Source organism: Klebsiella sp. M041 (assembly GCF_059759695.1).
Map to the genome: position 1 here is coordinate 63,202 of NZ_JCAXWU010000008.1, position 24,356 is coordinate 87,557.

A 24,356-nucleotide genomic window follows, 5' to 3' on the forward strand; every position below is an offset into this window, starting at 1 on the left:
TCTGTGCCTCGCTTAGTGAATTAACATGCCGCCGTTAACGTCCAGGGTGATACCGGTGGAGTAGGAAGAGAGGTCGCTGCCGAGGAACAGCGCGGCGCGGGCGATGTCCACCGCGTCGCCGAGGCGGTTCATCGGAATGCCGGCAAGAATATTGGCCGTCATGTCGTCCGTCAGCTTGCCGGCGGTAATGTCGGTCTGAATGAGCCCCGGGGTGATGCAGTTAACGCGGACGTTGTCCGGGCCAAGCTCGCGCGCCATCGCCCGCGCCAGGCCGAGCACGCCGGCTTTTGCCGCGCTGTAGTGCGGACCGCCGAAGATACCGCCGCCGCGCTGGGCGGAAACGGACGAGATGCAGACGATGCTGCCGGATTTTTGCGACCGCATCGTGGGGATCACCGCCTGTGACATCAGCAGCGTGCCGCGCAGGCTGACATCGAGCACCGCGTCATAGTTGGCGCGCTTGATGTCCATTAGCTTCAGCGGCTGGGTGATCCCGGCGTTATTGACCAGCACATCGACCCGGCCGTATTTCGCCAGAATCTGTTCGATGGCCGCCTGTACCTGCACTTCGTCGGCGACGTTCGTCGCCAGGCCGAGATGGCCTTCGCCCAGCGCCGCCGCGGCGGTTTTACTGGCTTCGCCATTGAGGTCGATAATGACCACTTTCGCGCCGTTTTCGGCGAATAATTTCGCGGTCGCAAAACCCAAACCGCGTGCGGAGGCTGCGCCAGTAATAATGGCGACTTTATCTTTTAATAACATAGTTTCACTCCATGACATTACGTCATATTAATTAACAGGATCTATTTTCGTTATTGTGGCTCATCGAGGAAAAGAATCACCACCAAACCGATTGCGGCGCAGATACCAAAATAGGTAAAGACAGAATTGAAGCTCCCCGTTTTATCCAGTAAGAAACCGGCCACCATCGGCGCCACAAATCCGCCGAGGTTGCCGCCGCTATTAATAATGGAAGAGGCGATCGGATAGGTTTTGCTGTCCGAAACGGCCATACCGTAGGCGGTAAAAGCCGGCCAGCCGATATTCAAACAGAAACCGACAAAGAATAAACCAATACAGACCGCCAGGGTGCTTGCCGGTATATTCAGCATAATTAACATCATGACTACGGTTGATACCGCTGTGAATATCATGGTTGGTTTACGCCGACGGCCTAATAATTTATCCGAAATCCATCCGCCGCCAATCGCGCCAATAAAGCCGCCGATGCACGGCATACTGGCCACGAACCCCATACTCATCACATCGAAACCGCGCTCTTTCACTAAATACAGCGGGATCCAGGTTAATAATCCATATAACACGCTGACCATCATAAAATATGCGAGGCAGTCTCCGAGAATATTTTTTGAGGTAAATAATCCCTTCGCCGTATCCACAGGCGGCATTTTTTTCACCCGGATAATTTTATCCAGCCAGGTGAACCGATCGGCGATTAATATATTTTCACGTACACCGTCATTATGATGGCTGTCCCGCCCGGCATTAATCTCTGCCAGTTCGCTTGGAGATACGAATCCGCTTTCCGCGGGCTTTGACTTCACCAACAGGTACCACGCTATCGCTGCTACGATCCCGGGAATAGCAAAGGAGAAAAAGACCCACCGCCAGCCCCAGGTCACCGCAATCCACACCGCCAGCGGCGGCACGATAATCGGGGCAAACATGGTCGCCGCGATGTAAACGCCGGTTGCCGTGGCTTTCTCTTTCGGCGGAAACCAGTTGTTTATCGTCGACGCCAGCCCCACCGGGCAGGGACCTTCGCTTAGTCCCAAGCCCAGCCGCACCAGCTTCAGGCCAAATACGGAGCTCACCGTGCCCATCAGCCAGGTAAAAGCGGAGAAGCCGAAAATAGATAGCGAAACCAGCCCTCGAGTGCCGCGTCTGGCGATGAAAAAGCCGGCCGGGATCTGGCTGACCGCATAGCCGAGGAAAAACATACTGGCAATCGCTCCGGCCTCAAAATTATTGATATGAAATTCATCAATGATAAACGGCAGTACCGCGCCGATATTCGTTCTGTCGGCGTAATTGATGGCATACACCAGGAAAATCATCGTCAAAACTACAAAACGATATTTTGTTTTCCTGGCGTCAGTACAGACCAGCGTATCTATACGTGACATAGGGTTTCCTCATCTTATACCTCATCCACTTCGCCGTAGGTTGCCGCCTGGGTTCGCCGCGTTTCACGCGCCCTGGCGCAACAAGAGAGACATGTCTTTTCGCACAGCGAAACAGGTGGTTAGGTGTTTTATTATTGCGACCCAAGCGCATCGCAGTTTGTGATCAGGCCTGTGAGGGGAATATAACAACCCAAAAATGAAAAGGTATTCAAAAAAGCTCAATTATGATTGAGAAAAATTGAGTTAGTGACTCCCCGCAAATTTTAGCGTTTACTGAGAGTGGCGATTTTAACGAGATAAATTGTTAAGCCCATCACAAATTAAAAGGTTATTTTCGCTTTTCCCTATGCTGTTCATCACGGCTGCGCCACGCTGTTCGCCATTTTCTTTTATTCGCGCCCCGCGCAGGATGCCGCCATGAGTCAACCGCTGCCCAATAAAAATCTGCCGATGCCCTCTTTACGCAATATCCAGGCTTTTATTGAAGTCGCCGCAACCGGCAGCCTCAACCTGGCCGCAGAGAACCTCAACATTACCGCCTCGGCGGTCAGCCACCAGATAGCCAGTCTGGAGCACTTGCTGGGAAAAAAACTGTTCTCCCGCAGCAGCAAAGGCGTGATGTTAACCGCAGTGGGAGAAAAATATCTCAAAGAGGTCTCCGGAGCGCTGAATATGATTGGCCAGGCCACCAGCCAGGTGATCAACGATATTCATCAGGATTATTTACGCATTCACTCAGCGCCGAGCTTCGGCCTGCTGTGGCTGATGCCGCGGCTGGATAAATTCCGTCAGGCGTGGCCGGAGCTAAAAATTAGCCTGACCTGCTCTTACGAAAGCATTCAGTTCTCCCGGGATAATATTGATATCGATATTCGCCACGGGCTGTCGCAGTGGCCGACGCTGCTGGTCAGGACCATTAAAAATGAGTGCGTCCTGCCCTACAGCGCCTCCTCTTATTTAGCCCGCCATGCGGTTCGCGCCCCGGAAGATCTGCTGGCCTGCGATCTGATCCATTCCGACAGCACCTTAATTAACTGGAGCAACTGGCTGTCGTGGCACAAGGTCCGCGGCTGGCACAAAAACTTTATCTTTAATTTCGACCGGTCGTACATGAGCATCGAGGCGGCCCGGATGGGGATGGGGGTGATCCTGGAAAGCAATCTGCTGGCCGGCGGCCACGTGCGTCAGGGGCAGCTGACGCCGGTGTTTGCCGACGAGCGGAGTATGCCGGTCGGCGCGCACCACTTCGTCCTTCCCCACGCCAATGAACAGAAGGAAAAGGTCCAGCGCTTCTTCGCCTGGGTCGCCGGGGAGCTACAGGAAGACGGTTTTCATATTTAGTCCCGGCAGGTGGACAAACCGCCAGTCGGCGCCTAAAGTTAATCAATCGATTGATTAATTTTTTCAGAGCGCGATGACCAGTAAAGGCGAACAGGCAAAAAGCCAGCTTATCGCGGCCGCTATCGCCCAGTTTGGCGAGTATGGCCAGCATGCCACCACCCGCGATATTGCCGCCCTGGCCGGGCAGAATATCGCGGCTATCACCTACTATTTTGGCTCGAAAGACGACCTGTATCTCGCCTGCGGCCAGTGGATCGCCGATTTTATCGGTGACAATTTTCGCCCGCACGCCGAAGCGGCAGAGGCCCTGCTCGCCGGAGAGTCACCGGATCGTCAGGCGATCCGCGCCCTCATCCTCAGCGCCTGCCATAACATGATCCTGCTGCTGACCCAGGATGATACGGTCAACTTGAGCAAATTTATTTCCCGGGAACAGCTGGCGCCCACCGCCGCGTACCATCTGATCCACCAGCAGGTGATCGCCCCCCTGCACCACTATCTCACCCGGCTGATCGCCGCCTGGACGGGTCGCGATGCCGGTGATACGCAAATGATCCTCCATACCCACGCCCTGCTGGGCGAGGTGCTCGCTTTCCGTCTCGGGCGTGAAACCATCCTGCTGCGCACCGGCTGGACGCAGTTTGACGCGCAAAAAACCGAACAGATTTTTGAGGTCATTACCTGTCATATCGATTTCATTCTGCATGGGTTATCGCAAAGGAGTTTGGGCTGATGAAAAAACCCGTCGTTGTCATTCTGCTGATCGTGATTCTTCTCGCCGCGCTGGGCGGCGGCTGGTGGTGGTACCAGAGCAGCCGGCAGCAGCCGCTGACTCTGTATGGCAATGTCGATATCCGCACCGTCAATATGAGTTTCCGCGTCGGCGGCAGACTGGCCTCGCTGACCGTCGACGAAGGCGACAGCATCCGCGCCGGGCAAACCCTCGGCGAGCTTGACCGTGCCCCCTATGAAAACGCCCTGCTGCAGGCGCAGGCCAACGTCTCCACCGCCCAGGCACAGTATGACCTGATGATGGCCGGCTACCGCTCGGAAGAGATTGCCCAGGCAGCGGCGGCAGTGAATCAGGCGCAGGCCGCTTACGACTACGCGCAAAACTTTTATCAGCGCCAGCTGGGTTTACGCGCCAGCAGCGCCATTTCCGCCAACGATCTGGAGAACGCCCGCTCCTCGCGCGACCAGGCGCAGGCAACGCTGAAGTCAGCGCAGGATAAACTGCGTCAATACCGCGCCGGCAATCGTCCGCAGGAGATAGCCCAGGCCAAAGCCAGCCTCGAACAGGCGCAGGCGGCGCTGGCCCAGGCTAAACTGGACCTGCACGATACCGTGCTGACCGCCCCTTCCGACGGCACGCTGATGACCCGCGCCGTCGAGCCCGGCACCATGCTCAACGCCGGCGGCACCGTGCTAACCCTCTCCTTGACCTATCCAGTATGGGTCCGCGCCTACGTTGACGAGAAAAACCTCGGCCAGGCGCAGCCGGGACAAGCAGTGCTGCTCTATACCGACAGCCGGCCGGATAAGCCCTATCACGGCAAAATCGGCTTTGTCTCGCCGAGCGCTGAGTTCACGCCGAAGACTGTCGAGACGCCGGACCTGCGCACCGATCTGGTCTACCGTCTGCGCATCGTGGTAAACGACGCCGACGGCGCGCTGCGCCAGGGGATGCCGGTGACCGTCTCCTTTGACAACGGGAACGGACATGAGTGAGGCCGTCATCGCCTTAAACGGCCTGAGCCGCCGTTTCCCCGGGATGGACAGGCCAGCGGTGGCCCCGCTGACCTGTACGATCCGCGCCGGCTACGTCACGGGGCTGGTAGGCCCCGACGGCGCAGGGAAAACCACCCTCATGCGGATGCTCGCCGGGTTGCTTAAGCCTGATGAGGGCAGCGCCAGGGTGATTGGCTTTGATCCGCTAAAAGACGACAGCGCTCTGCACGCGGTGCTCGGCTATATGCCGCAGAAGTTCGGCCTGTATGAAGATCTGACGGTGATGGAAAACCTCACCCTGTACGCCGATCTACGCAGCGTCACCGGCGAGGCGCGGAAGAAAATTTTCGACCGCCTGCTGGAATTCACCGCCCTTGGCCCGTTCACCGGGCGGCTGGCGGGCAAGCTCTCCGGCGGCATGAAGCAAAAGCTGGGGCTCGCCTGTACCCTGGTGGGTGACCCGAAGGTGCTGCTGCTGGATGAGCCCGGCGTCGGCGTCGACCCGATCTCCCGCCGCGAGCTATGGCAAATGGTGCACGAGCTGGCCGGCGACGGCATGCTGATTCTGTGGAGCACCTCTTATCTCGATGAAGCCGAGCAGTGTCGCGATGTGCTGCTGATGAACGAAGGCAAACTGCTCTATCAAGGGGAGCCGACGGCCCTGACGCAAACCATGGCCGGGCGCAGCTTTCTGGTCTCCAGCCCGCAGGAGAACAACCGCCGCCTGCTGCAGCGGGCGCTGAAGCTGCCGCAGGTTAGCGACGGCGTGATTCAGGGCAAATCGGTGCGTCTGATCCTGAAAAAGGAGGCGCGCATCGATGAGGTTCAGCAACATGACGATATGCCGTCGCTGCAGGTGACCGACACCGCGCCGCGCTTTGAAGACGCCTTTATCGACCTGCTCGGCGGCGCCGGGACCGCCGAATCGCCGCTGGGTGCGATTATCCATCGCGTTGACGGCAGCAAAGACGAAACGGTGATTGAGGCGCAGTCGCTGACTAAAAAATTTGGCGATTTCGCCGCCACCGACCACGTCGATTTCCAGGTCAAGCGCGGCGAGATCTTCGGCCTGCTCGGCCCCAACGGCGCAGGGAAATCCACCACCTTCAAAATGATGTGCGGCCTGCTGGTGCCCACCTCCGGCAAAGCGCTGGTGCTGGGGATGGATCTCAAGGTCAGCTCCGGCAAGGCGCGTCAGCATCTGGGCTATATGGCGCAAAAATTTTCGCTGTACGGCAACCTCAGCGTCGAGCAGAACCTGCGCTTTTTCTCAGGGGTCTACGGCCTGCGTGGCCGGGCGCAAAATGACAAAATTGCCCGCATGAGCGATGCCTTCGGTCTGAACAGCATCGCCCGCCACGCCGCCGACGAGCTGCCGCTCGGCTATAAGCAGCGGCTGGCGCTGGCCTGCTCCTTGATGCATGAGCCCGACATTCTTTTTCTCGACGAACCCACCTCCGGGGTCGATCCCCTCACCCGTCGCGAGTTCTGGCTGCATATCAACAGCATGGTGGATAAAGGGGTGACGGTGATGGTCACCACTCACTTTATGGATGAGGCGGAGTATTGCGACCGCATTGGGCTGGTCTATCACGGCAAGCTTATCGCCAGCGGCACCCCGGACGCACTGAAGGCCCAGGCGGCGGATGACAACCAGACGGACCCGACCATGGAGCAGGCGTTTATTACCCTGATTAACCGTTGGGATAAGGAGAATGGCCATGAGCAGTAATCTCCTCTCCTGGCGGCGGGTCCGCGCCCTGTGCGTCAAAGAGACCCGGCAGATCGTCCGCGATCCCAGCAGCTGGCTGATTGCGGTGGTGATCCCTCTGCTGCTGCTGTTTATCTTCGGCTACGGCATTAATCTCGACTCCAGTAAGCTGCGGGTGGGGGTTCTGCTGGAGCAGCAGAGCGAAGAGGCGCTGGACTTCGTCCATACCATGACCGGCTCGCCTTATATCGACGCCACCGTCAGTGACAATCGCCAGCGGCTAATTGAGCTGATGCAGGCCGGTCGCATCCGCGCGATGGTGGTTATTCCGGTGGACTTCGACCGCCAGATGGCCCGCCCCGGCGCCACTGCGCCGCTCCAGCTCATCACCGACGGCAGCGAGCCCAATACCGCTAACTTCGCCCAGGGCTACGTGGAGGGTATCTGGCAGATCTGGCAGCAGCAGCGGGCGGAAGACCGCGGCGAGACCTTTGAACCGCTGATCGACGTGCAGATGCGCTACTGGTTTAACCCGGCGGCCATCAGCCAGCACTTTATTATCCCCGGGGCGATCACCATTATCATGACCGTGGTCGGCGCGATACTGACCTCGCTGGTGGTGGCCCGCGAATGGGAGCGCGGCACCATGGAGGCGCTGCTGTCGACGGAGATCACCCGCGCTGAACTGCTGCTGTGCAAGCTCATCCCCTATTACTTCCTCGGCATGCTGGCAATGCTGCTGTGTATGCTGGTGTCGGTGTTTATTCTCGGCGTGCCCTATCGCGGTTCGCTGCCGATCCTGTTTGTCATCACCAGTCTGTTTTTGCTCAGTACCCTGGGGATGGGACTGCTGATCTCGACGATCACCCGCAACCAGTTTAACGCCGCGCAGGTGGCGCTGAACGCCGCCTTTTTACCGTCGATAATGCTGTCCGGGTTTATTTTCCAGATAGACAGCATGCCGGCGGTGATCCGCGCGGTGACCTATGTGATCCCGGCGCGTTATTTCGTCAACACCCTGCAAAGCCTCTTTCTGGCGGGCAATATTCCGGTGGTGCTGCTGGTGAATGTGCTGTTTTTGATTGCTTCGGCGGTGATGTTTATCGGCCTGACGTGGCTGAAAACCAAACGGCGTCTGGATTAGGTTTTGCCCGGTGGCGCTGCGCTGACCGGGCCTACGGTTTAACCAACATCGATTATACGGTTCGCCGAACCCGTACGCCGGGCGAACGCAGTACCGCCCGGCGTTGTTGAATGGGCCAAAGGAGCTAATATGTTTCACCGTTTATGGACATTGATCCGCAAAGAGCTGCAGTCGCTGCTGCGCGAACCGCAGACGCGGGCGATTTTAATCATGCCGGTGCTGATTCAGGTGCTGCTGTTTCCCTTTGCCGCGACGCTGGAGGTGACCAACGCCACCATCGCCATCTATAACGAGGACAGCGGTCGCCACGCGGTGGAACTCACTCAGCGCTTTGCCCGCGCCAAAGCCTTTACCCACGTCCTGCTGCTGAAAAGCCCGCAGGCGATCCAGCCGACCATCGATGAACAAAAAGCCCTGCTGGTGGTGCGCTTCCCGGCGGATTTCTCACGCAACCTCGACAACTATCAAACCGCCCCGCTGCAGCTCCTGCTCGACGGGCGCAACTCCAACAGCGCGCAAATCGCCGCCAACTATCTGCAGCAGGTCGTGAAAAATTACCAGCAGGAACTGCTGGAGGACAAAGCGAAGCCGAACAATAGCGAACTGGTGGTGCGCAACTGGTATAACCCGAATCTCGACTACAAGTGGTTCGTGGTGCCGTCGCTCATCGCCATGATCACCACCATCGGGGTGATGATCGTCACCTCGCTGTCGGTGGCCCGCGAGCGCGAGCAGGGCACCCTCGATCAGCTGCTGGTCTCGCCTCTCGCCACCTGGCAAATCTTTGTCGGTAAAGCGGTGCCGGCGCTGATCGTCGCCACCCTGCAGGCGACTATCGTGCTGGCGATTGGTATCTGGGCCTATCAGATCCCGTTTGCCGGCTCGCTGCTGCTGTTCTATTTCACCATGGTGATTTACGGTCTATCGCTGGTGGGCTTTGGCTTATTGATCTCATCGCTGTGCGCCACGCAGCAGCAGGCGTTTATCGGCGTGTTCGTCTTTATGATGCCGGCGATTCTTCTCTCCGGCTACGTTTCACCGGTGGAAAACATGCCGCAGTGGCTGCAGGATCTGACCTGGATAAACCCGATCCGCCACTTTACCGATATCACCAAGCAAATTTATCTGAAGGATGCGAGTCTGGAGATTGTGTGGGGAAGTTTGTGGCCGCTACTGGTCATAGCGGCCACCACCGGCTCAGCGGCGTATGCGATGTTCCGAAGAAAGATTGCGTAATTTTTTATCTTTCGCCAGCAGCGAGACCACCGCCGGGCCTGCCAGTATCACCAGCCCGGCGAGGGCCAGCAGCAGGTTGTTGTGCAGCACGCGCGACAGCAGCCACAGCGCTATCATGGCGGCGCCGAAGTACCAGGTGGTGGTGAGCTCCTCAAGGAAGTCTCCCACATCGCGCCAGCGCGCCTCGTGATGACGCTGCAGAAACAGCATCGCCAGCAGCGTGACGCTGTAGAGGACGCACAGCCCTAATCCGACGCGCACCAGCGCGCCGCTCATCCATCCCATCACCAGCACTGCCACGACCAGTAGATGCAACATAATCTGCCAACAACTAAGACCTGTTGCGACGCGTACACGTTGTTGCCACTTCATGGCTTCTCTCCTGAAGGATTTTTCTCTGCTACTCAGAGTACCGCACTTTACGGAAAATTCCGTAACACCGCATCTTTTTGTGACGTCTACTACACTATTTTATTCAGGAAAGTGACATTTACTGGAGAATTATGGCTGAGCCAACGTCGGGATTTTCGTTGAACGTGCTGACAATTAACACCCATAAAGGCTTTACGGCGTTTAATCGGCGTTTTATTTTGCCCGAGCTGCGCGAAGCCGTTCGCAGCGTCAGCGCTGACATAGTTTGCCTGCAGGAAGTGATGGGCGCTCACGAAGTTCACCCGCTGCATATCGAAAACTGGCCAGATACGACCCATTACGAATTTCTTGCCGACACCATGTGGAGCGACTACGCCTATGGGCGCAACGCGGTCTATCCGGAAGGTCACCATGGCAATGCCGTGCTGTCGCGCTTCCCGATTGAATACTATGAGAATCGCGATATCTCGGTCGGCAACGGGGAGAAACGCGGCCTGCTGTATTGCCGCATCGTGCCGCCTCAGAGCGGCGTCACGATTCACGTCATTTGCGTCCATCTCGGACTGCGTGCCGACCAGCGGCAGGCGCAGCTGGGGATGCTGACGGAATGGGTCAACACCCTGCCCGCCGGCGAGCCGGTGGTGGTGGCCGGGGATTTTAACGACTGGCGTCAGCAGGCTAACCAGCCGTTAAAAGCCCAGGCGGGGCTGGAAGAGATCTTTACCCGCGCCCGCGGACGCCCGGCGCGTACCTTTCCGGTCAGTTTTCCGCTGCTGCGCCTCGATCGCATTTACGTCAAGAACGCCCACGCCAGCCGCCCGAAGGCGCTGGCCCTCAAACAGTGGCGGCATCTGTCCGATCATGCACCCCTTAGCGTGGAGATTCATTTGTGAAATGTCGTTGGCAGGAAGGCAACCGCATTACGCTACTGGAGAACGGCGACCAGTACTATCCGGCGCTGTTTGCGGCCATCGGTCGCGCCAGCCGGCGGGTGATCCTCGAATCCTTTATCTGGTTTGAAGATGAGGTCGGCCGGCGGCTGCACGCGGTTCTGCTGAAGGCCGCCCGCCGCGGCATCCAGGTGGAAGTGCTGCTTGACGGCTACGGCTCGCCGGATCTTAGCGATGAGTTTGTCGGTGAACTGACCGCCGCCGGGGTGATTTTCCGCTATTACGACCCGCGCCCTAAGCTGATGGGAATGCGCACTAACCTGTTCCGTCGCATGCATCGTAAAATCGTGGTGATCGACGACACCACCGCCTTTGTCGGCGGCATCAACTACTCCGCCGAACATATGAGCGACTATGGCCCGGAGGCGAAGCAGGATTACACGGTGCAGGTCGAGGGGCCGGTGGTGCTCGATATTCTGCAGTTCGAACTGGAGAATCTACCCAACAGCGAAACCGCCCGCCGCTGGTGGCGCCGTCGTCGCCATCAGCCGGAGATCAACCAGACCCCCGGCGAGGCGCAGGCGCTGTTCGTCTGGCGCGATAATCAGGATCACCGCGACGATATCGAACGCCACTACCTGAAGATGCTGACCAGCGCCCGCCGGGAGGTGATAATCGCGAACGCCTATTTTTTCCCCGGCTACCGTCTGCTGCATGCGATGCGCAATGCCGCGCGGCGCGGGGTGCGGGTGAAGCTGATCGTCCAGGGCGAACCGGATATTCCAATTGTGAAATTTGGCGCCCACCTGCTCTATCACTACCTCGTCAAAGGCGGCGTGCAGATCTACGAATATCGCCGCCGTCCGCTGCATGGCAAAGTCGCCCTGGCGGACGACCACTGGGCCACCGTCGGGTCGAGCAACCTGGATCCGCTCAGCCTGTCGCTGAATCTGGAAGCCAATCTGATCATCCACGACAGGGTGTTTAACCAGACGCTGCGCGATAACCTTAACGGGCTTATCGCCCGGGATTGCCAGCGGATCGATAAAGCAATGCTGCCGAAACGCAACTGGTGGCGGCTGGGGGTGAGCGTGATGGCCTTCCACTTTCTGCGCCACTTTCCGGCGTGGGTCGGCTGGCTGCCGGCCCATACTCCGCGGCTGGCCAGGGTTAGCCCGCCGGTGCAACCGGAAATTGAAACGCAGGATCGCGTCGAGTCACCGACCAGGGATAATCCACTATGAGCAAATCGCACCCGCGCTGGCGGATGGCAAAAAGAGTGCTGACCGTGCTCTTTTTTATCGCCGTGATCGTCCTGCTGGTGATTTACGCGCAGAAGGTCGACTGGCAGGAAGTGTGGAAGGTGATCCGCGGCTACGATCGGCTGGCCTTGTTCAGCGCCATTGCGCTGGTCATCGTCAGCTATCTGATCTACGGCTGCTACGATCTGCTTGGCCGCGCATGGTGCGGACACAAGCTGGCGAAACGCCAGGTAATGCTGGTGTCGTTTATCTGCTATGCCTTCAACCTGACCCTCAGCACCTGGGTCGGCGGCATCGGCATGCGCTACCGGCTGTACTCCCGGCTGGGGCTGCACAATAGCACCATCACCCGTATTTTTTCCTTAAGCATCACCACCAACTGGCTGGGCTATATCCTGCTCGGTGGGGTGATCTTTACGGCGGATCTGGTGAAGCTGCCGTCGCACTGGTACATCAGCCAGACCACCCTGCGGATTATCGGCGGAGCGATGCTATTTCTCACGCTGTGCTATCTCTTCGGCTGCGCGTTCGCCAAACGCCGTCACCTGACGATCAAAGGCCAGCGGCTGGTGCTGCCCTCCTGGCGATTCGCGCTGCTGCAGATGGGGGTCTCGGCGGCGAACTGGATGGCGATGGGGGCGATCATCTGGCTGCTGTTGGGCAGCGAGATTAACTATTTCCTGGTATTGGGAGTACTGCTGGTGAGCAGTATCGCCGGGGTGATTATCCACATCCCGGCCGGGATTGGCGTGCTGGAGGCGGTGTTTATCGCCATGCTCTCCGGGGAAGAGATTTCGAAGGGGGCGATCATCGCCGCCCTCCTCGCCTGGCGCGCGCTCTATTATTTCCTGCCGCTGCTGCTGGCGACGGTGGCCTATCTGCTGCTGGAGAGTCGGGCGAAAAAGCTGCGGCAAAAGAACCAGCGCAAGCTGGCCCGCGAGTGAAATCGCCCGGCGGCGCTGCGCTTGCGCGGGCCTACGAGGTGTAAGCCTGTGAGAGGGTCCTCCAGGCCGGGTAAGGCACAGCCGTCATCCGGCAACTTCACGGGTACTGCGCCTGGCGTCTCGCCCGGCGGCGCTGCGCTTGCATGGGCCTGAACATGCGGGCTGCCCCGGCCTTCCGGGAACGTCTCAGCGATTTTGAGGCCGTCAGCACCGGCAGTTTCAGCAACAATGGTGAATAATTTAACGACAGGTCGTAAGAACGTAGGCCGGGTCAGGCGCAGCCGCCACCCGGCAAAAAAACGGCGCAAGAGGGTTGCCTGGAAGGTAATCAATGCTTGCCCGGCGGCGTTACGCTTGCCGGGCGTTCTGAGATGCAACCCCTTGATATAAACAGGTTAGCGGCGATTGCCCATAATACGCAGCAGCATCAGGAACAGGTTGATGAAATCCAGATACAGCGTTAAGGCGCCGAGGATCGAGTATTTACGCAGCGTGGCGCTGTCGCGGATATCAATCTGCTCGCCGATATTTTTCAGCTTCTGGGTGTCGTAGGCGGTCAAGCCGACAAACAGCACCACCCCAATGTAGGTCACGGCCCACATCAGCGCCTCGCTCTTCAGCCACAGGTTAACCAGCGACGCCAACACGATGCCAATCAGCCCCATAAACAGCATGCTGCCGAAGCCGCTCAGGTCGCGTTTAGTGGTGTAGCCGTAAAGGCTCATCGCCCCGAACATCCCGCCAGTAACCACAAAGGTGCTGGCGATAGAGGAGTAGGTATAGGCGATAAAAATGCTCGACAGCGTCAGCCCGGTGAGCGCCGAATAGAGCATAAACAGGGTGGTCGCCATCCCGGCGCTCAGCCGCTGTACCATCCCCGACAGCACAAACACCAGCGCCAGCTGGGCGATGATCAGCCCGAAGAAGGTAATTTTGCTCGAAAAGACGAACATCATCACCGCCGGGGTGTTAGCCGCAAACCACGCGATAAACGCCGTCAGCAGCAGGCCAACCGTCATCCAGCCGTACACCTGCGCCATATAAGTCTGCAGGCCGCTGCGGCCCTGCACTATTGAATCGGAACGCGGATATCTGTCCATGACTCTCTCCTGATTAACAAAGTTTCACTCTGTAAGCGTATCACACTACCAGCGCTCTGCCGCCTGGCGATCGCTGTCGCGGGCGTCGACCCAGCGCTCGCCCTCCGGCGTCGCCTCGCGTTTCCAGAACGGCGCGCGGGTTTTCAGGTAGTCCATCATAAACTCGCCGGCGGCGAAGGCGCTGCCGCGGTGGGCGCTGGTGACGCCGACAAACACAATCTCTTCCCCCGGCCACATTTCGCCGATGCGATGGATAATGGTTACCCGGCCCAGCGGCCAGCGCTCGCGCGCCTGGTCGACGATCTCCGCCAGCGATTTCTCGGTCATACCCGGATAATGCTCGAGGGTCAGCGCTTTCACGCTGTCGCCGAGGTTGTGATTGCGCACTTTGCCGGTGAAGGTGACCACCGCGCCGTCTTCATCGCGTTCGGCCAGCCAGGGATACTCCTCGCCAACGCTAAAGCGCGCCGGGCTAACGACGATACGAGTTTGCGTCATGTCAGCCTCCGGTGACCGGCGGGAAGAACGCCACTTCATCCCCGCTGGCGACAGGATGGTCAAAGGCGGTCAGCGTCTGGTTAACCGCCGCCAGCAGTTTGCCCTCCTCCAGGGCCAGCGCCCAGCGATCGCCGCGAGCGGCAAGCTGCTGACGCACCGCCTCAACGGTGGCCAGGTCGCTGGCGTCGAGAGTCAGCGAATCAGTACCCACCAGCTCACGCACCTGGGCAAAAAACAGAACCTTAATCATGACGTTCATCCACCTTAAAATCGCCGGACTTGCCGCCGCTTTTCGCCAGCAGACGCACCGGGCCAATCACCATATCCTTCTGCACCGCTTTGCACATATCGTAAATGGTCAGCGCGGCAACCGAGGCGGCGGTAAGGGCTTCCATCTCGACGCCGGTTTTGCCGGTCAGGCGGCAGAGCGATTCGATGCGCACCCGGTTATGTTCCGGCTGCGCCTGCAGATTGACTTCCACTTTGCTGAGCATCAGCGGATGGCACAGCGGGATCAGCTCCCAGGTGCGCTTGGCCGCCTGGATCCCGGCGATACGCGCGGTGGCGAAAACGTCGCCTTTATGGTGGCTGCCGTCGATAATCATCGCCAGGGTCGTCGCCTGCATCTCGACATAAGACTCGGCGCGCGCTTCGCGCACCGTTTCCGCTTTGCCGGAGACATCCACCATATGGGCTTCGCCCGCGGCGTTAATATGGGTCAGTTGTGACATAAGTTATTTCTTCAGGTGAGGAATGAAATTACAAGGACGGGTGCGGGCATCCAGCTGCGGGGCAATAATGTTGTCCCACGCGGTGCGGCAGGCTTTCGTCGAGCCCGGCATGGCGAAGATCAGCGTGTGGTTGGCGACGCCGGCCACCGCCCGGGACTGCAGCGTCGAGGTGCCGATCTCTTCGAACGACAGCATGCGGAACACTTCGCCAAAACCTTCCACCTCACGGTCAAACAGCGGCAGCAGCGCTTCCGGCGCCTGGTCCCCTTCGGTGAACCCGGTCCCGCCGGTGATCAACACCACCTGCACCTCATCGCTGGCGATCCACACCGATACCTGGGCGCGGATGGCGTAGCGGTTCTCTTTGACTATCGCCTTATCGACGACATGGTGCCCCGCCTCCTGCGCCGCCTCACGCAGCCAGTGGCCGGAAGTGTCGTCCTCTTCGCCGCGACGACTGGAAACGGTAAGAATAGCAATACGGGTCGGAATAAACTCAGCGCTAGCCTGGCTCATCTGAATGCTCCTTTCGAATACGATTATCCGCCAATATAGGACAGGTTCTGCGTAATGCCGGTGTTGCCCTGATGCAGGAAATGGGTCTGCTTTTTGTGGGTTAAGGCTTCGGCGATCCGCGCTTCCAGCGCCGCCTGCTGCCGATCATCGGCCATCAGGTCGCGCAGGTCGACGCCGCCTTCGCCAAACAGGCACAGGTGCAGTTTGCCGACGGAGGAGACGCGCAGACGGTTGCAGGTGGCGCAGAAGTCTTTTTCGTACGGCATGATGAGGCCGATCTCGCCGGCGTAGTCCGGATGACAAAAGACCTGCGCCGGACCATCGCTGCGCTGGCGGATCTGGTGGATCCAGCCGCGGCGCAGCAGCTCGTCGCGCAGCACCATGCCGGAGAGATGGTGACGGCGGAACAGGTCGCTGCCCTCGCCGGTTTCCATCAGCTCAATAAACCGCAGCTGAATTCGACGCGGCTGGATCCATGCGAGGAAGGTATCAAGCTGGTGATGGTTAACATCGCGCATCAGCACGGTATTCACCTTCACCTTGTCAAAGCCCGCGGCGAAAGCGGCGTCAATCCCGTCCATCACCTGGTGGAATTTGTCCTGGCCCGTGATGGCATGGAACTGGCGGGCGTCGAGGCTATCGACGCTGACGTTGATCGCCGTCAGCCCGGCATCGCGCCAGCGTTCGACATCGCGCGCCAGGCGGTAACCGTTGGTGGTGACGGCAATCTGACGGATCGCCGGGTTTTCACGCACGGCGGCGATGATCTCGGTGAAGTCACGGCGCAGGGAGGGTTCCCCACCGGTGAGGCGAACTTTTTCAGTGCCCAGCGCGGAGAAAGCGCGCGTAACCCGGCGCACTTCGTCTACGCTGAGAAAGCCGTTGTTATTGACGGCGCCGGGCTTGTAGCCATCCGGCAGGCAGTAGGTGCAACGAAAATTGCACACATCGGTAATCGACAGACGCAGGTAATAAAACTTACGCGCGAATGCATCGGTAAGCTGTGAGGCCATATACACCTTTCCAAATACGGGAGACGCGGTCATTTCTTCCCACGCCCTGGCGACAACCGGCGGCGTCGCGGCCAAACCGCCATATCTTTTGACACAGGCGAAGAGGCTAGAGTGTTAACAGGTTATGCCGATAGTAGCGCGTTCCAGGCGGTTTCGCCATTTGCGATTTCGCTATATATTCTTGTATATATCGCTACCTTCGTGCATTTTCGTTACAGAATAGCCATAAATCATCTTTTTGCCTTGATATCGGTCAGTTTGTCGGGCTCCTCCCATCGTCTTTTAGGGGTAGATCGGGTAGTGTGTGGCCGTTTATGTGAAATAAGGAATTTCTATGCGCAATCGTACATTCGCTGACCTGGATCGGGTGGTGGCGCTCGGCGGCGGGCATGGTCTGGGTCGGGTTATGTCCTCCCTCTCCTCGCTGGGCTCACGGCTGACGGGCATTGTGACCACCACCGACAACGGGGGATCCACCGGGCGGATCCGCCGCTCGGAAGGCGGCATTGCCTGGGGCGATATGCGCAACTGCATCAATCAGTTAATCGCCGAGCCGAGCGTGGCGTCGGCGATGTTTGAGTACCGTTTTAGCGGCAATGGCGAGCTTTCCGGCCATAACCTGGGAAATCTGATGTTAAAGGCGCTGGATCACCTCAGCGTGCGGCCGTTAGAAGCGATCAATTTGATCAGAAACCTGCTCAAAGTGGACGCTTTTCTTATTCCGATGTCGGAACAACCGGTGGATTTAATGGCGCTCGATCATGAAGGCCATGAAGTATACGGTGAAGTGAATATCGATCAGCTGGATAGCGTGCCGCAGGAGCTGATGCTCACCCCGCCGGTACCGGCCACCCGCGAGGCGGTAGAGGCCATCGCCGAAGCCGATCTGATCCTCATCGGCCCTGGCAGTTTCTATACCAGCCTGCTGCCGATCCTGCTGCTTGACGAGATGGCCCAGGCGCTGCGCCGCACTCCGGCGCCGATGGTGTTTATTGATAACCTCGGCAAGGAGCACAGCCCGGCCGCGAAGCTGTCGCTGGCGGAGCGCATCGCGATTATGGAGCGCTACGTGGGCAAGCGGGTGGTGGATGCAGTCATCGCCGGCCCAAAAGCCGATATCAGCGGCATCGACGACCGGCTGGTGATCCAGACGCCGCTGGAAGCCAGCGACGTGCCCTATCGCCATGACCGGGCGCTGCTTCGCGGGGCGCTGGAGAAAGCGCTCCAGCTGCCGGGCTGATCCTGCGCGCCGAAGGCTCGGCTTTCGGCGCACCTTAAAATCTTAAGGTTGTCTTAAAACAGAGCTGGCACTATACCCTTATCTCTTCCTGTGGGTATGTACTATGTCGTTATTGCCTCTGCGTCGGCCGGTCGTCAGCCGCACGACTTATCTGATTATTTTCGCGGTCTATATCGGGCTTTTTCTTAACCTCGCCTTCTACCGCCAGGCGTATACGCTGCTGCCGGTGAACAACCTGCACACCGCGCTGGTGTTTCTGAGTATGCCGCTGGTGGCATTCAGCGTGATGAATATCCTCACCACCCTCGCCTCGTTCCTCAAGCTTGACCGGCTGGTGATTAGCCTTTTTATTCTGCTCAGCGCATCGGCGCAGTACTTCATCTGGAACTTCGGCGTGGTGATCGACCGCAGCATGATCACCAACATCCTCGACACCACCCCAGCGGAGAGCTTTGCCCTGCTCTCCGGCGAAATGATCGTTGTCCTTGGACTCTCCGGGGTGCTGGCGGTGCTGGTCGCCTGGTGGGTTAAAATTCGTAAACCGGCCACGCTATGGCGCGGTGTGGCCTGGCGCCTGGTGAATATGGTGGCCTCCGCGCTGCTGATCGTCCTGATTGCCGTCCTCTTTTATAAAGACTATGCCTCGCTGTTTCGCAACAACAAGGAGCTGGTGAAATCCCTGAGCCCCTCCAACAGCATTGTGGCGGTGAACTCCTGGTATGCGCACCATCGCATGGACAACCTGCCGCTGGTGAAGATTGGCGAAGATGCCAAACAGAACCCGGTGATGCATAACGGTCCCCGTAAGAACCTGACGATTGTGGTGCTGGGCGAAACTTCCCGGGCGGACAACTTCTCGCTGGGCGGATATCCGCGCGACACCAACCCGCTGATGCAACAGGACGGGGTGATCTACTTCCCGCACACCACCTCCTGCGGAACCGCCACGGCGGTCTCGGTGCCGTGCATGTTCTCCAATATGCCGCGTGCGCACTATGACGAAGAGCTGGCCCACCATCAGGAAGGGGTGCTGGATATTCTGCAGCGCGCCGGCATTCAGGTGCTGTGGAACGACAACGATGGCGGCTGCAAGGGAGCCTGCGATCGGGTACCGCACCAGAACGTGACCGATCTGAAGCTAACCGGGCAGTGCATCGACGGCGAGTGCTACGATGACGTGCTGTTCCATCATCTCGACAGCTATATCGATAACCTGCAACAGGATGGCATTATTGTGCTGCATACCATCGGCAGCCATGGGCCGACGTACTACAATCGCTATCCGGCTGAATTCAAAAAATTCACCCCAACCTGCGACACCAATGAGATCCAGGGCTGTACCCGGGAGCAGTTGACCAACACGTATGACAACACCATCCTGTACGTCGACCACGTGGTGGATAAAGCGATAAAACTCCTGCAGGCGAAACAGGACAAATTCACTACCAGCCTGGTGTATCTTTCCGACCACGGCGAGTCGTTAGGGGAAGATGGGGTCTATTTGCATGGTCTGCCGTACTCTATCGCGCCGGATACGCAGAAACACGTGCCGATGGTGATGTGGCTCTCTGCCGACTACCAGCAACGCTACGGCATTTCCGCGCAGTGTCTGCAGCAGCGAGCGAAAAAAGAGAATTACTCGCAGGATAATCTGTTCTCCACCCTGCTCGGCCTGCTCGGCGTCAGCACCCACGAGTACCAGGCGGCAGATGATATTTTAACACCATGTAGAGAGGCTGGTTGATGAAAATCTTAGTCATTGAAGACGATGCGCTGCTGTTGCAGGGGTTAATCCTGGCGATGCAAAGTGAAGGATACGTGTGCGACGGCGTCTCCACAGCGCACGAAGCGGCGCTGTCGCTGGCCAGCAATCACTATAGCCTGATCGTGCTCGATCTTGGCCTGCCGGACGAAGACGGCCTGCATTTTCTCGCCCGCATGCGACGGGAGAAAATGACCCAGCCGGTGTTGATCCTCACCGCCCGCGATACCCTTGAGGATCGCATTAGCGGTCTCGACACCGGCGCGGATGACTATCTGGTGAAACCCTTTGCCCTGGAAGAGCTGAACGCGCGCATTCGCGCCCTGCTCCGTCGGCATAATAATCAGGGCGATAACGAAATCAGCGTCGGCGACCTGCGCCTCAACGTCACCCGTCGCCAGGTGTGGCTCGGTGAGACGGCGCTGGATCTGACGCCGAAGGAGTATGCCCTGCTATCGCGACTGATGATGAAAGCCGGCAGCCCGGTACATCGCGAGATCCTCTACAACGATATCTACAGCTGGGACAATGAGCCAGCGACCAATACCCTGGAAGTGCACATCCACAACCTGCGCGATAAGATTGGCAAATCGCGGATCCGCACCGTCAGGGGCTTCGGCTATATGCTGGCTAACCACAACGAGACGGAATAGACCATGGCTCTGTTTGCAACCGAAAACTGGACCATGCGCCACCGGCTGCTGTTGACCATCGGCGCCATTCTGGTGGTCTGTCAGCTGATCAGCGTCTTCTGGCTATGGCATGAGAGCAAAGAGCAGATCCAGTTGCTGGTGGCCAGCGCCATCGAAGGGCACAACAATCAGAAGCATGTGGAGCATGAGGTAAGGGAAGCGGTCGCCAGCCTGCTGGTGCCGAGCCTGCTGATCGTGGGTCTGGCGCTGTACATCAGCATGCTGGCGGTACGCAAAATCACCCGCCCGCTTTCACGTCTGCAAAGCGAGCTGGAGAGTCGCACGCCGGACAACCTCACCCCCATCGTGCTCAGCGAATCGGTACCTGAGGTGACGGCGGTGACCACCGCCCTGAATCAGCTGGTTTCCCGCCTCAATCTGACCCTTGACCGCGAACGGCTGTTTACCGCCGACGTGGCGCACGAGCTGCGCACCCCGCTGGCCGGGCTGCGGCTGCACCTTGAGCTGCTGGCGAAAGTGCATGGCATGGGCGTCGACCCGCTGATCCAGCGCCTCGACCAGATGACCACCAGCATTTCGCAGCTGCTGCAGCTGGCGCGCGTCGGTCAGTCCTTTTCCGCCGGCAGCTATCAGCAGGTGCTGCTGCTGGATGACGTGGTCAAACCGCTGCAGGATGAGCTGGAGACCATGCTGGCCGAGCGCCAGCAACGGCTGCTGCTGACGGATGTCGAAAGCGAGGCCGTCGTCTCTGGCGACGCGACGCTCATCCGCGTCATTCTGCGCAATCTGGTGGAGAATGCCCATCGCTACAGCCCGCAAGGGTCGACGATCCGCGTGTCGGTGAAAGCGGGTCTGATGCCGGTGATGGCAGTGGAAGATGAAGGACCGGGAATTGATGAGGCGAAAAGCGGCGAACTCAGTAAGGCCTTTGTACGCATGGACAGTCGCTACGGCGGCATAGGGCTCGGACTGAGCATCGTCACGCGCATCGCTCAGCTGCATGACGCCCAGTTCTTTTTGCATAACCGCCAGCCGGGGCCAGGGGTCCGCGCGTGGGTGTTATTCCCGCGGCGCGCGGGTCAGAACGTCAGCACCCACTGATGGAAGAAGGCAACAATAATGACCAGGGCGGTGGCGACCGCCAGATATTCACGGAAGTTGATTTTTTGCATGGGCGCTATCCTCATCAGGTTGAGGATAGTGTCGCCTGGCGAGATTAAGCAAACATTAAGAAGGCCGCTTTGCGGCCTTTTTTCTTCTCCGCCGTGAGTTATCTGGCTGCGGAACGGTTAGCGCAGCGCCGTACCTTCACTGCCCCCTCGCCTATCCGCGTTCAGCGGTATGCGCCAACACTCAGGAGGCGGCGATAAACAGTTCGCGCAGCTGATGCAGCTGGTCACGAATTTGCGCCGCCTCTTCGAACTCGAGGTTCTGCGCGTGCTGCATCATCTGCCCTTCCAGCTCGTGGATTTTCTGCTGCAGCGCTTTTGGCGTCATATCCACGCTGCTGAGCCCGGCAGGCTCGACGGCCTTCGCTTTACCGCGCCCTTTGGCTTTGGTTTTCGCCAGGCTCTGGCCCAGCTGCAGGATATCCACCACTTTCTTGTTCAGCCCCTGCGGCACAATGCCATGCTCTTCGTTGTAGCGCTGCTGTTTCTCCCGTCGCCGCTCCGTCTCGCCGATGGCTTTCGCCATCGAGGGAGTGATCTTATCGCCGTACAGAATAGCCTTGCCGTTGACGTTGCGCGCCGCGCGGCCGATGGTCTGGATCAGCGAGCGTTCGGAGCGCAGGAAGCCCTCTTTGTCCGCATCGAGGATCGCCACCAGCGACACCTCCGGCATATCCAGCCCCTCACGCAGCAGGTTGATCCCCACCAGCACGTCAAACTCGCCAAGACGCAGGTCGCGGATAATCTCCATACGTTCGACGGTGTCGATATCCGAGTGCAGATAGCGCACCCGCTCGCCGTGCTCCTCAAGGTACTCGGTTAAGTCTTCCGCCATCCGCTTGGTGAGGGTGGTGACCAGCACGCGCTCGTTGATGGCCGTGCGCAGGCGGATCTCCGACAGCAGGTCGTCGACCTGGGTGGCCACCGGCCGCACTTCGATGATCGGGTCCAGCAGACCGGTCGGACGCACCACCTGATCCACCACCTCGCCGCCGGATTTATCCAGCTCGTAGGCGCCGGGGGTCGCCGACACGTAGATGGTTTGCGGCGCCAGCGCTTCGAATTCTTCAAACTTCATCGGCCGGTTATCCAGCGCCGACGGCAGGCGGAAGCCGTACTCCACCAGCGTCTCTTTGCGCGCCCGGTCGCCGCGGTACATGCCGCCGATCTGCGGCACCGTGACGTGGGATTCGTCGATCACCAGCAGGCCGTCTGCCGGCAGGTAGTCGAACAGGGTGGGCGGCGGCTCGCCGGGCCCGCGCCCGGAGAGGAAGCGCGAGTAGTTTTCAATGCCCGAGCAGTAGCCCAGCTCGTTCATCATTTCGAGGTCGAACTGGGTGCGCTGGGTTAAGCGCTGCTCTTCCAGCAGCTTGTTGTTGGCCAGCAGCACCTTGCGCCGCTCCGCCAGCTCCAGCTTAATCTCTTCCATCGCCTGGACGATGCGTTCCCGCGGCGTCACGTAGTGCGTCTTGGGATAAATGGTGTAGCGCGGCACCGTCGATTCCACATGGCCGGTAAGCGGGTCGAACAGCGACAGGCGCTCAACCTCTTCGTCAAACAGCTCAATGCGCAGGGCGATATCGTCGGATTCCGCCGGGAAGACGTCGATCACCTCGCCGCGCACGCGGAAGGTGCCGCGCTGGAAGGCCTGATCGTTGCGGGTATACTGCAGCTCGGCCAGGCGGCGCAGGATCGCCCGCTGGTCAATCAGCATCCCCACCGTCAGATGCAACATCATTTTCAGATACAGGTCCGGGTCGCCGAGGCCGTAGATAGCCGAGACCGAGGCCACCACCACCACATCGCGCCGCTCAAGCAGCGCTTTAGTGGCCGACAGGCGCATCTGCTCGATATGTTCGTTTACCGAGGCGTCCTTCTCAATGAAGGTATCTGAGCTGGGGACGTAAGCTTCCGGCTGGTAGTAATCGTAGTAGGAGACGAAATACTCGACGGCATTCTCGGGGAAAAATTCTTTCATCTCGCCGTAGAGCTGGGCCGCCAGGGTTTTGTTTGGCGCCAGCACCATCGTCGGCCGCTGCAGATTGGCAATCACGTTGGCGATGGTAAAGGTTTTACCGGAGCCGGTGACCCCCAGCAGCGTTTGATGCGCGAGCCCATCCTCCAGCCCCTCTTCCAGGCGGCGGATGGCTTCCGGTTGGTCTCCGGAGGGGCGAAAGGCGGAATGCAGAACAAACGATTTACTCATCAATCAGAACCTGAAAAAGATTTAGCGGCCGGTGTTTAATTCTACCCCTCGGGCCGTTTTTTGCCAACAAAATATACTGGATATTTAAACAGTACGTGATTATGATAGCGCCACGATTTGGCCTTTTTTGCCGGCAACCGGGATATAAAACGCGCGCCGGGCGGAATAATCCTCCGGCCGTCAGGGTTATCCCCAGAAATTTTTACCTTTTAACATTTGTCAAGCGGACGGGTGAAAGTTTTATGGCAGAAGATGACGCTTTTCTTACACCCATTGATTTTATCTAACAAGCTGATATTTAATGATTTTAAAGAAAAGATGCCTTTCGCGCCAATTCAGCCGCAAGCCGCGTACGCTCTAGCTTACCGCAGGTTTTCTAACTCTAATACACAAGGTTATCCACAGGAATAGTGGATAACTGTCTGCAGCCCAAGACCGCCGCCGCCCGGCGCAAATCGTCTGGCGGCCTAAACCGCGCGGCGAAAAATTTTTATCGAACTATTTTTGATAACTATCCGCTTAAAGCCGCTCGATTTTTGCTGCTTTTTGCACCACCCTTTAGCGTCGGGCACCGGAAAAGTGCAGCCCCGGCGCTGGCTGTGCCTGATGGTATCGGCGTTTAGCGTTTTTTTCCGAGCGTTCTTTTTCCTGGCAAGAGTTTTGCAGCATCTTTCTGTCGCCCTGACGCCAGGA

Annotated in this window: 25 protein-coding genes and 1 riboswitch; of the genes, 14 read left to right on the forward strand and 11 right to left on the reverse strand. The window is 58.6% G+C overall.

Translation table 11 applies throughout. The annotated features are described in order from the left end of the window. Positions 1-12: 12 nt before the first annotated feature. The 3 genes from AC6CWS_RS12155 to AC6CWS_RS12165 form a co-directional block, all read right to left on the reverse strand. A complete protein-coding gene (locus AC6CWS_RS12155) occupies positions 13-762 on the reverse strand; it encodes an SDR family NAD(P)-dependent oxidoreductase (RefSeq protein WP_023288935.1) in 750 nt (249 codons plus the stop codon). Positions 763-812: 50 nt separating this feature from the next. Then, positions 813-2,147 (reverse strand): MFS transporter, encoded by a 1,335-nt coding sequence (locus AC6CWS_RS12160; protein WP_048297113.1) that lies wholly within the window; start codon positions 2,145-2,147, stop codon positions 813-815. A gap of 288 nt (positions 2,148-2,435) precedes the next feature. Next, positions 2,436-2,573: a hypothetical protein gene (locus AC6CWS_RS12165; protein ID WP_032428692.1), complete on the reverse strand. Its 138-nt coding sequence runs from the start codon at positions 2,571-2,573 to the stop codon at positions 2,436-2,438. Here AC6CWS_RS12165 and AC6CWS_RS12170 point away from each other — a divergent pair. From AC6CWS_RS12170 to AC6CWS_RS12195, 6 genes are all read left to right on the forward strand, one after another. After that, positions 2,565-3,488, forward strand: a complete 924-nt coding sequence (locus AC6CWS_RS12170) for a LysR substrate-binding domain-containing protein (RefSeq protein ID WP_044521808.1) — start codon at positions 2,565-2,567, stop codon at positions 3,486-3,488. The two genes, AC6CWS_RS12165 and AC6CWS_RS12170, sit on opposite strands and share 9 nt — an antisense overlap. Positions 3,489-3,561: 73 nt before the next feature. Next, positions 3,562-4,221: a transcriptional regulator CecR gene (cecR, locus tag AC6CWS_RS12175; RefSeq protein ID WP_065881906.1), complete on the forward strand. Its 660-nt coding sequence runs from the start codon at positions 3,562-3,564 to the stop codon at positions 4,219-4,221. Continuing rightward, the gene (gene hlyD, locus AC6CWS_RS12180; protein WP_065881908.1) at positions 4,221-5,216 is read left to right on the forward strand and encodes a secretion protein HlyD; all 996 of its coding nucleotides are present in this window, start codon (positions 4,221-4,223) and stop codon (positions 5,214-5,216) included. Before cecR ends, hlyD begins: the two co-directional genes overlap by 1 nt. Then, positions 5,209-6,948, forward strand: a complete 1,740-nt coding sequence (locus AC6CWS_RS12185; protein ID WP_023288930.1) for an ATP-binding cassette domain-containing protein — start codon at positions 5,209-5,211, stop codon at positions 6,946-6,948. The genes hlyD and AC6CWS_RS12185 overlap by 8 nt, the downstream gene beginning before the upstream one ends. Beyond that, positions 6,938-8,071: an ABC transporter permease gene (locus AC6CWS_RS12190; RefSeq protein WP_023288929.1), complete on the forward strand. Its 1,134-nt coding sequence runs from the start codon at positions 6,938-6,940 to the stop codon at positions 8,069-8,071. Before AC6CWS_RS12185 ends, AC6CWS_RS12190 begins: the two co-directional genes overlap by 11 nt. A 129-nt stretch (positions 8,072-8,200) precedes the next feature. Then, a complete protein-coding gene (locus AC6CWS_RS12195; protein ID WP_023288928.1) occupies positions 8,201-9,307 on the forward strand; it encodes an ABC transporter permease in 1,107 nt (368 codons plus the stop codon). On the opposite strand, the gene AC6CWS_RS12200 is transcribed toward AC6CWS_RS12195, so the two are convergent. Further along, on the reverse strand, positions 9,269-9,679 hold the full coding sequence (locus AC6CWS_RS12200) for a YbhQ family protein (protein WP_012542390.1): 411 nt from the start codon (positions 9,677-9,679) through the stop codon (positions 9,269-9,271). The genes AC6CWS_RS12195 and AC6CWS_RS12200 overlap by 39 nt on opposite strands. Positions 9,680-9,810: 131 nt before the next feature. On the opposite strand from AC6CWS_RS12200, the gene AC6CWS_RS12205 reads away from it, so the two are divergent. From AC6CWS_RS12205 to AC6CWS_RS12215, 3 genes are read left to right on the forward strand one after another with little or no spacing between them, the layout of a single operon-like run. Beyond that, positions 9,811-10,572, forward strand: coding sequence for an endonuclease/exonuclease/phosphatase family protein (locus tag AC6CWS_RS12205; protein WP_023288927.1), 762 nt, complete (start codon positions 9,811-9,813; stop codon positions 10,570-10,572). Beyond that, entirely contained in the window at positions 10,569-11,813 is a 1,245-nt protein-coding gene (gene clsB, locus AC6CWS_RS12210; protein WP_048334482.1) for a cardiolipin synthase ClsB, read from the forward strand. The genes AC6CWS_RS12205 and clsB overlap by 4 nt, the downstream gene beginning before the upstream one ends. Next, on the forward strand, positions 11,810-12,775 hold the full coding sequence (locus tag AC6CWS_RS12215) for a lysylphosphatidylglycerol synthase domain-containing protein (protein WP_065881910.1): 966 nt from the start codon (positions 11,810-11,812) through the stop codon (positions 12,773-12,775). Before clsB ends, AC6CWS_RS12215 begins: the two co-directional genes overlap by 4 nt. 395 nt (positions 12,776-13,170) lie before the next feature. Here the strand turns inward: AC6CWS_RS12215 and AC6CWS_RS12220 are convergent, their stop codons facing one another. The 6 genes from AC6CWS_RS12220 to moaA form a co-directional block, all read right to left on the reverse strand. Then, on the reverse strand, positions 13,171-13,875 hold the full coding sequence (locus AC6CWS_RS12220) for a Bax inhibitor-1/YccA family protein (protein ID WP_023288924.1): 705 nt from the start codon (positions 13,873-13,875) through the stop codon (positions 13,171-13,173). Positions 13,876-13,920: 45 nt separating this feature from the next. Continuing rightward, a complete protein-coding gene (moaE, locus tag AC6CWS_RS12225; RefSeq protein WP_023288923.1) occupies positions 13,921-14,373 on the reverse strand; it encodes a molybdopterin synthase catalytic subunit MoaE in 453 nt (150 codons plus the stop codon). Position 14,374: 1 nt separating this feature from the next. Next, complete coding sequence (gene moaD, locus AC6CWS_RS12230) at positions 14,375-14,623, reverse strand: molybdopterin synthase sulfur carrier subunit (protein ID WP_023288922.1); 249 nt, start codon at positions 14,621-14,623, stop codon at positions 14,375-14,377. Then, positions 14,616-15,104, reverse strand: a complete 489-nt coding sequence (gene moaC / locus AC6CWS_RS12235; RefSeq protein ID WP_065881912.1) for a cyclic pyranopterin monophosphate synthase MoaC — start codon at positions 15,102-15,104, stop codon at positions 14,616-14,618. The genes moaD and moaC overlap by 8 nt, the downstream gene beginning before the upstream one ends. Positions 15,105-15,107: 3 nt before the next feature. Then, the gene (gene moaB, locus AC6CWS_RS12240; protein ID WP_065881914.1) at positions 15,108-15,620 is read right to left on the reverse strand and encodes a molybdenum cofactor biosynthesis protein B; all 513 of its coding nucleotides are present in this window, start codon (positions 15,618-15,620) and stop codon (positions 15,108-15,110) included. A gap of 23 nt (positions 15,621-15,643) precedes the next feature. Then, complete coding sequence (gene moaA, locus AC6CWS_RS12245) at positions 15,644-16,633, reverse strand: GTP 3',8-cyclase MoaA (protein WP_017900173.1); 990 nt, start codon at positions 16,631-16,633, stop codon at positions 15,644-15,646. After that, a riboswitch (molybdenum cofactor riboswitch) is annotated at positions 16,621-16,759 on the reverse strand. (Overlaps the previous gene by 13 nt.) Positions 16,760-16,967: 208 nt before the next feature. On the opposite strand from moaA, the gene yvcK reads away from it, so the two are divergent. From yvcK to pmrB, 4 genes are all read left to right on the forward strand, one after another. Further along, positions 16,968-17,873, forward strand: a complete 906-nt coding sequence (yvcK, locus tag AC6CWS_RS12250) for a uridine diphosphate-N-acetylglucosamine-binding protein YvcK (RefSeq protein ID WP_065881917.1) — start codon at positions 16,968-16,970, stop codon at positions 17,871-17,873. A gap of 103 nt (positions 17,874-17,976) precedes the next feature. Further along, the gene (gene eptA, locus AC6CWS_RS12255; protein ID WP_065881919.1) at positions 17,977-19,617 is read left to right on the forward strand and encodes a phosphoethanolamine transferase EptA; all 1,641 of its coding nucleotides are present in this window, start codon (positions 17,977-17,979) and stop codon (positions 19,615-19,617) included. Then, positions 19,617-20,288 (forward strand): two-component system response regulator PmrA, encoded by a 672-nt coding sequence (gene pmrA / locus AC6CWS_RS12260; RefSeq protein ID WP_023288918.1) that lies wholly within the window; start codon positions 19,617-19,619, stop codon positions 20,286-20,288. Before eptA ends, pmrA begins: the two co-directional genes overlap by 1 nt. A gap of 3 nt (positions 20,289-20,291) precedes the next feature. Beyond that, complete coding sequence (gene pmrB, locus AC6CWS_RS12265) at positions 20,292-21,389, forward strand: two-component system sensor histidine kinase PmrB (RefSeq protein WP_023288917.1); 1,098 nt, start codon at positions 20,292-20,294, stop codon at positions 21,387-21,389. 252 nt (positions 21,390-21,641) lie between these two features. Here pmrB and uvrB read toward each other — a convergent pair whose 3' ends face one another. After that, positions 21,642-23,663, reverse strand: a complete 2,022-nt coding sequence (gene uvrB / locus AC6CWS_RS12270) for an excinuclease ABC subunit UvrB (RefSeq protein WP_065881921.1) — start codon at positions 23,661-23,663, stop codon at positions 21,642-21,644. Positions 23,664-24,073: 410 nt separating this feature from the next. Here uvrB and AC6CWS_RS12275 point away from each other — a divergent pair, with 410 nt between their 5' ends. Further along, positions 24,074-24,286, forward strand: coding sequence for a hypothetical protein (locus AC6CWS_RS12275; protein ID WP_032428688.1), 213 nt, complete (start codon positions 24,074-24,076; stop codon positions 24,284-24,286). Positions 24,287-24,356 lie beyond the last annotated feature (70 nt).

What these genes read in the sequence shown, in the direction of transcription:
- AC6CWS_RS12155 (WP_023288935.1), bottom strand. Translation starts at nt 762, where the DNA reads ATGTTATTAAAAGATAAAGTCGCCATTATTACTGGCGCAGCCTCCGCA.
- AC6CWS_RS12160 (WP_048297113.1), bottom strand. Translation starts at nt 2,147, where the DNA reads ATGTCACGTATAGATACGCTGGTCTGTACTGACGCCAGGAAAACAAAA.
- AC6CWS_RS12170 (WP_044521808.1), top strand. Translation starts at nt 2,565, where the DNA reads ATGAGTCAACCGCTGCCCAATAAAAATCTGCCGATGCCCTCTTTACGC.
- cecR (WP_065881906.1), top strand. Translation starts at nt 3,562, where the DNA reads ATGACCAGTAAAGGCGAACAGGCAAAAAGCCAGCTTATCGCGGCCGCT.
- hlyD (WP_065881908.1), top strand. Translation starts at nt 4,221, where the DNA reads ATGAAAAAACCCGTCGTTGTCATTCTGCTGATCGTGATTCTTCTCGCC.
- AC6CWS_RS12185 (WP_023288930.1), top strand. Translation starts at nt 5,209, where the DNA reads ATGAGTGAGGCCGTCATCGCCTTAAACGGCCTGAGCCGCCGTTTCCCC.
- AC6CWS_RS12190 (WP_023288929.1), top strand. Translation starts at nt 6,938, where the DNA reads ATGAGCAGTAATCTCCTCTCCTGGCGGCGGGTCCGCGCCCTGTGCGTC.
- AC6CWS_RS12195 (WP_023288928.1), top strand. Translation starts at nt 8,201, where the DNA reads ATGTTTCACCGTTTATGGACATTGATCCGCAAAGAGCTGCAGTCGCTG.
- AC6CWS_RS12200 (WP_012542390.1), bottom strand. Translation starts at nt 9,679, where the DNA reads ATGAAGTGGCAACAACGTGTACGCGTCGCAACAGGTCTTAGTTGTTGG.
- AC6CWS_RS12205 (WP_023288927.1), top strand. Translation starts at nt 9,811, where the DNA reads ATGGCTGAGCCAACGTCGGGATTTTCGTTGAACGTGCTGACAATTAAC.
- AC6CWS_RS12215 (WP_065881910.1), top strand. Translation starts at nt 11,810, where the DNA reads ATGAGCAAATCGCACCCGCGCTGGCGGATGGCAAAAAGAGTGCTGACC.
- AC6CWS_RS12220 (WP_023288924.1), bottom strand. Translation starts at nt 13,875, where the DNA reads ATGGACAGATATCCGCGTTCCGATTCAATAGTGCAGGGCCGCAGCGGC.
- moaE (WP_023288923.1), bottom strand. Translation starts at nt 14,373, where the DNA reads ATGACGCAAACTCGTATCGTCGTTAGCCCGGCGCGCTTTAGCGTTGGC.
- moaD (WP_023288922.1), bottom strand. Translation starts at nt 14,623, where the DNA reads ATGATTAAGGTTCTGTTTTTTGCCCAGGTGCGTGAGCTGGTGGGTACT.
- moaC (WP_065881912.1), bottom strand. Translation starts at nt 15,104, where the DNA reads ATGTCACAACTGACCCATATTAACGCCGCGGGCGAAGCCCATATGGTG.
- moaB (WP_065881914.1), bottom strand. Translation starts at nt 15,620, where the DNA reads ATGAGCCAGGCTAGCGCTGAGTTTATTCCGACCCGTATTGCTATTCTT.
- moaA (WP_017900173.1), bottom strand. Translation starts at nt 16,633, where the DNA reads ATGGCCTCACAGCTTACCGATGCATTCGCGCGTAAGTTTTATTACCTG.
- yvcK (WP_065881917.1), top strand. Translation starts at nt 16,968, where the DNA reads ATGCGCAATCGTACATTCGCTGACCTGGATCGGGTGGTGGCGCTCGGC.
- eptA (WP_065881919.1), top strand. Translation starts at nt 17,977, where the DNA reads ATGTCGTTATTGCCTCTGCGTCGGCCGGTCGTCAGCCGCACGACTTAT.
- pmrA (WP_023288918.1), top strand. Translation starts at nt 19,617, where the DNA reads ATGAAAATCTTAGTCATTGAAGACGATGCGCTGCTGTTGCAGGGGTTA.
- pmrB (WP_023288917.1), top strand. Translation starts at nt 20,292, where the DNA reads ATGGCTCTGTTTGCAACCGAAAACTGGACCATGCGCCACCGGCTGCTG.
- uvrB (WP_065881921.1), bottom strand. Translation starts at nt 23,663, where the DNA reads ATGAGTAAATCGTTTGTTCTGCATTCCGCCTTTCGCCCCTCCGGAGAC.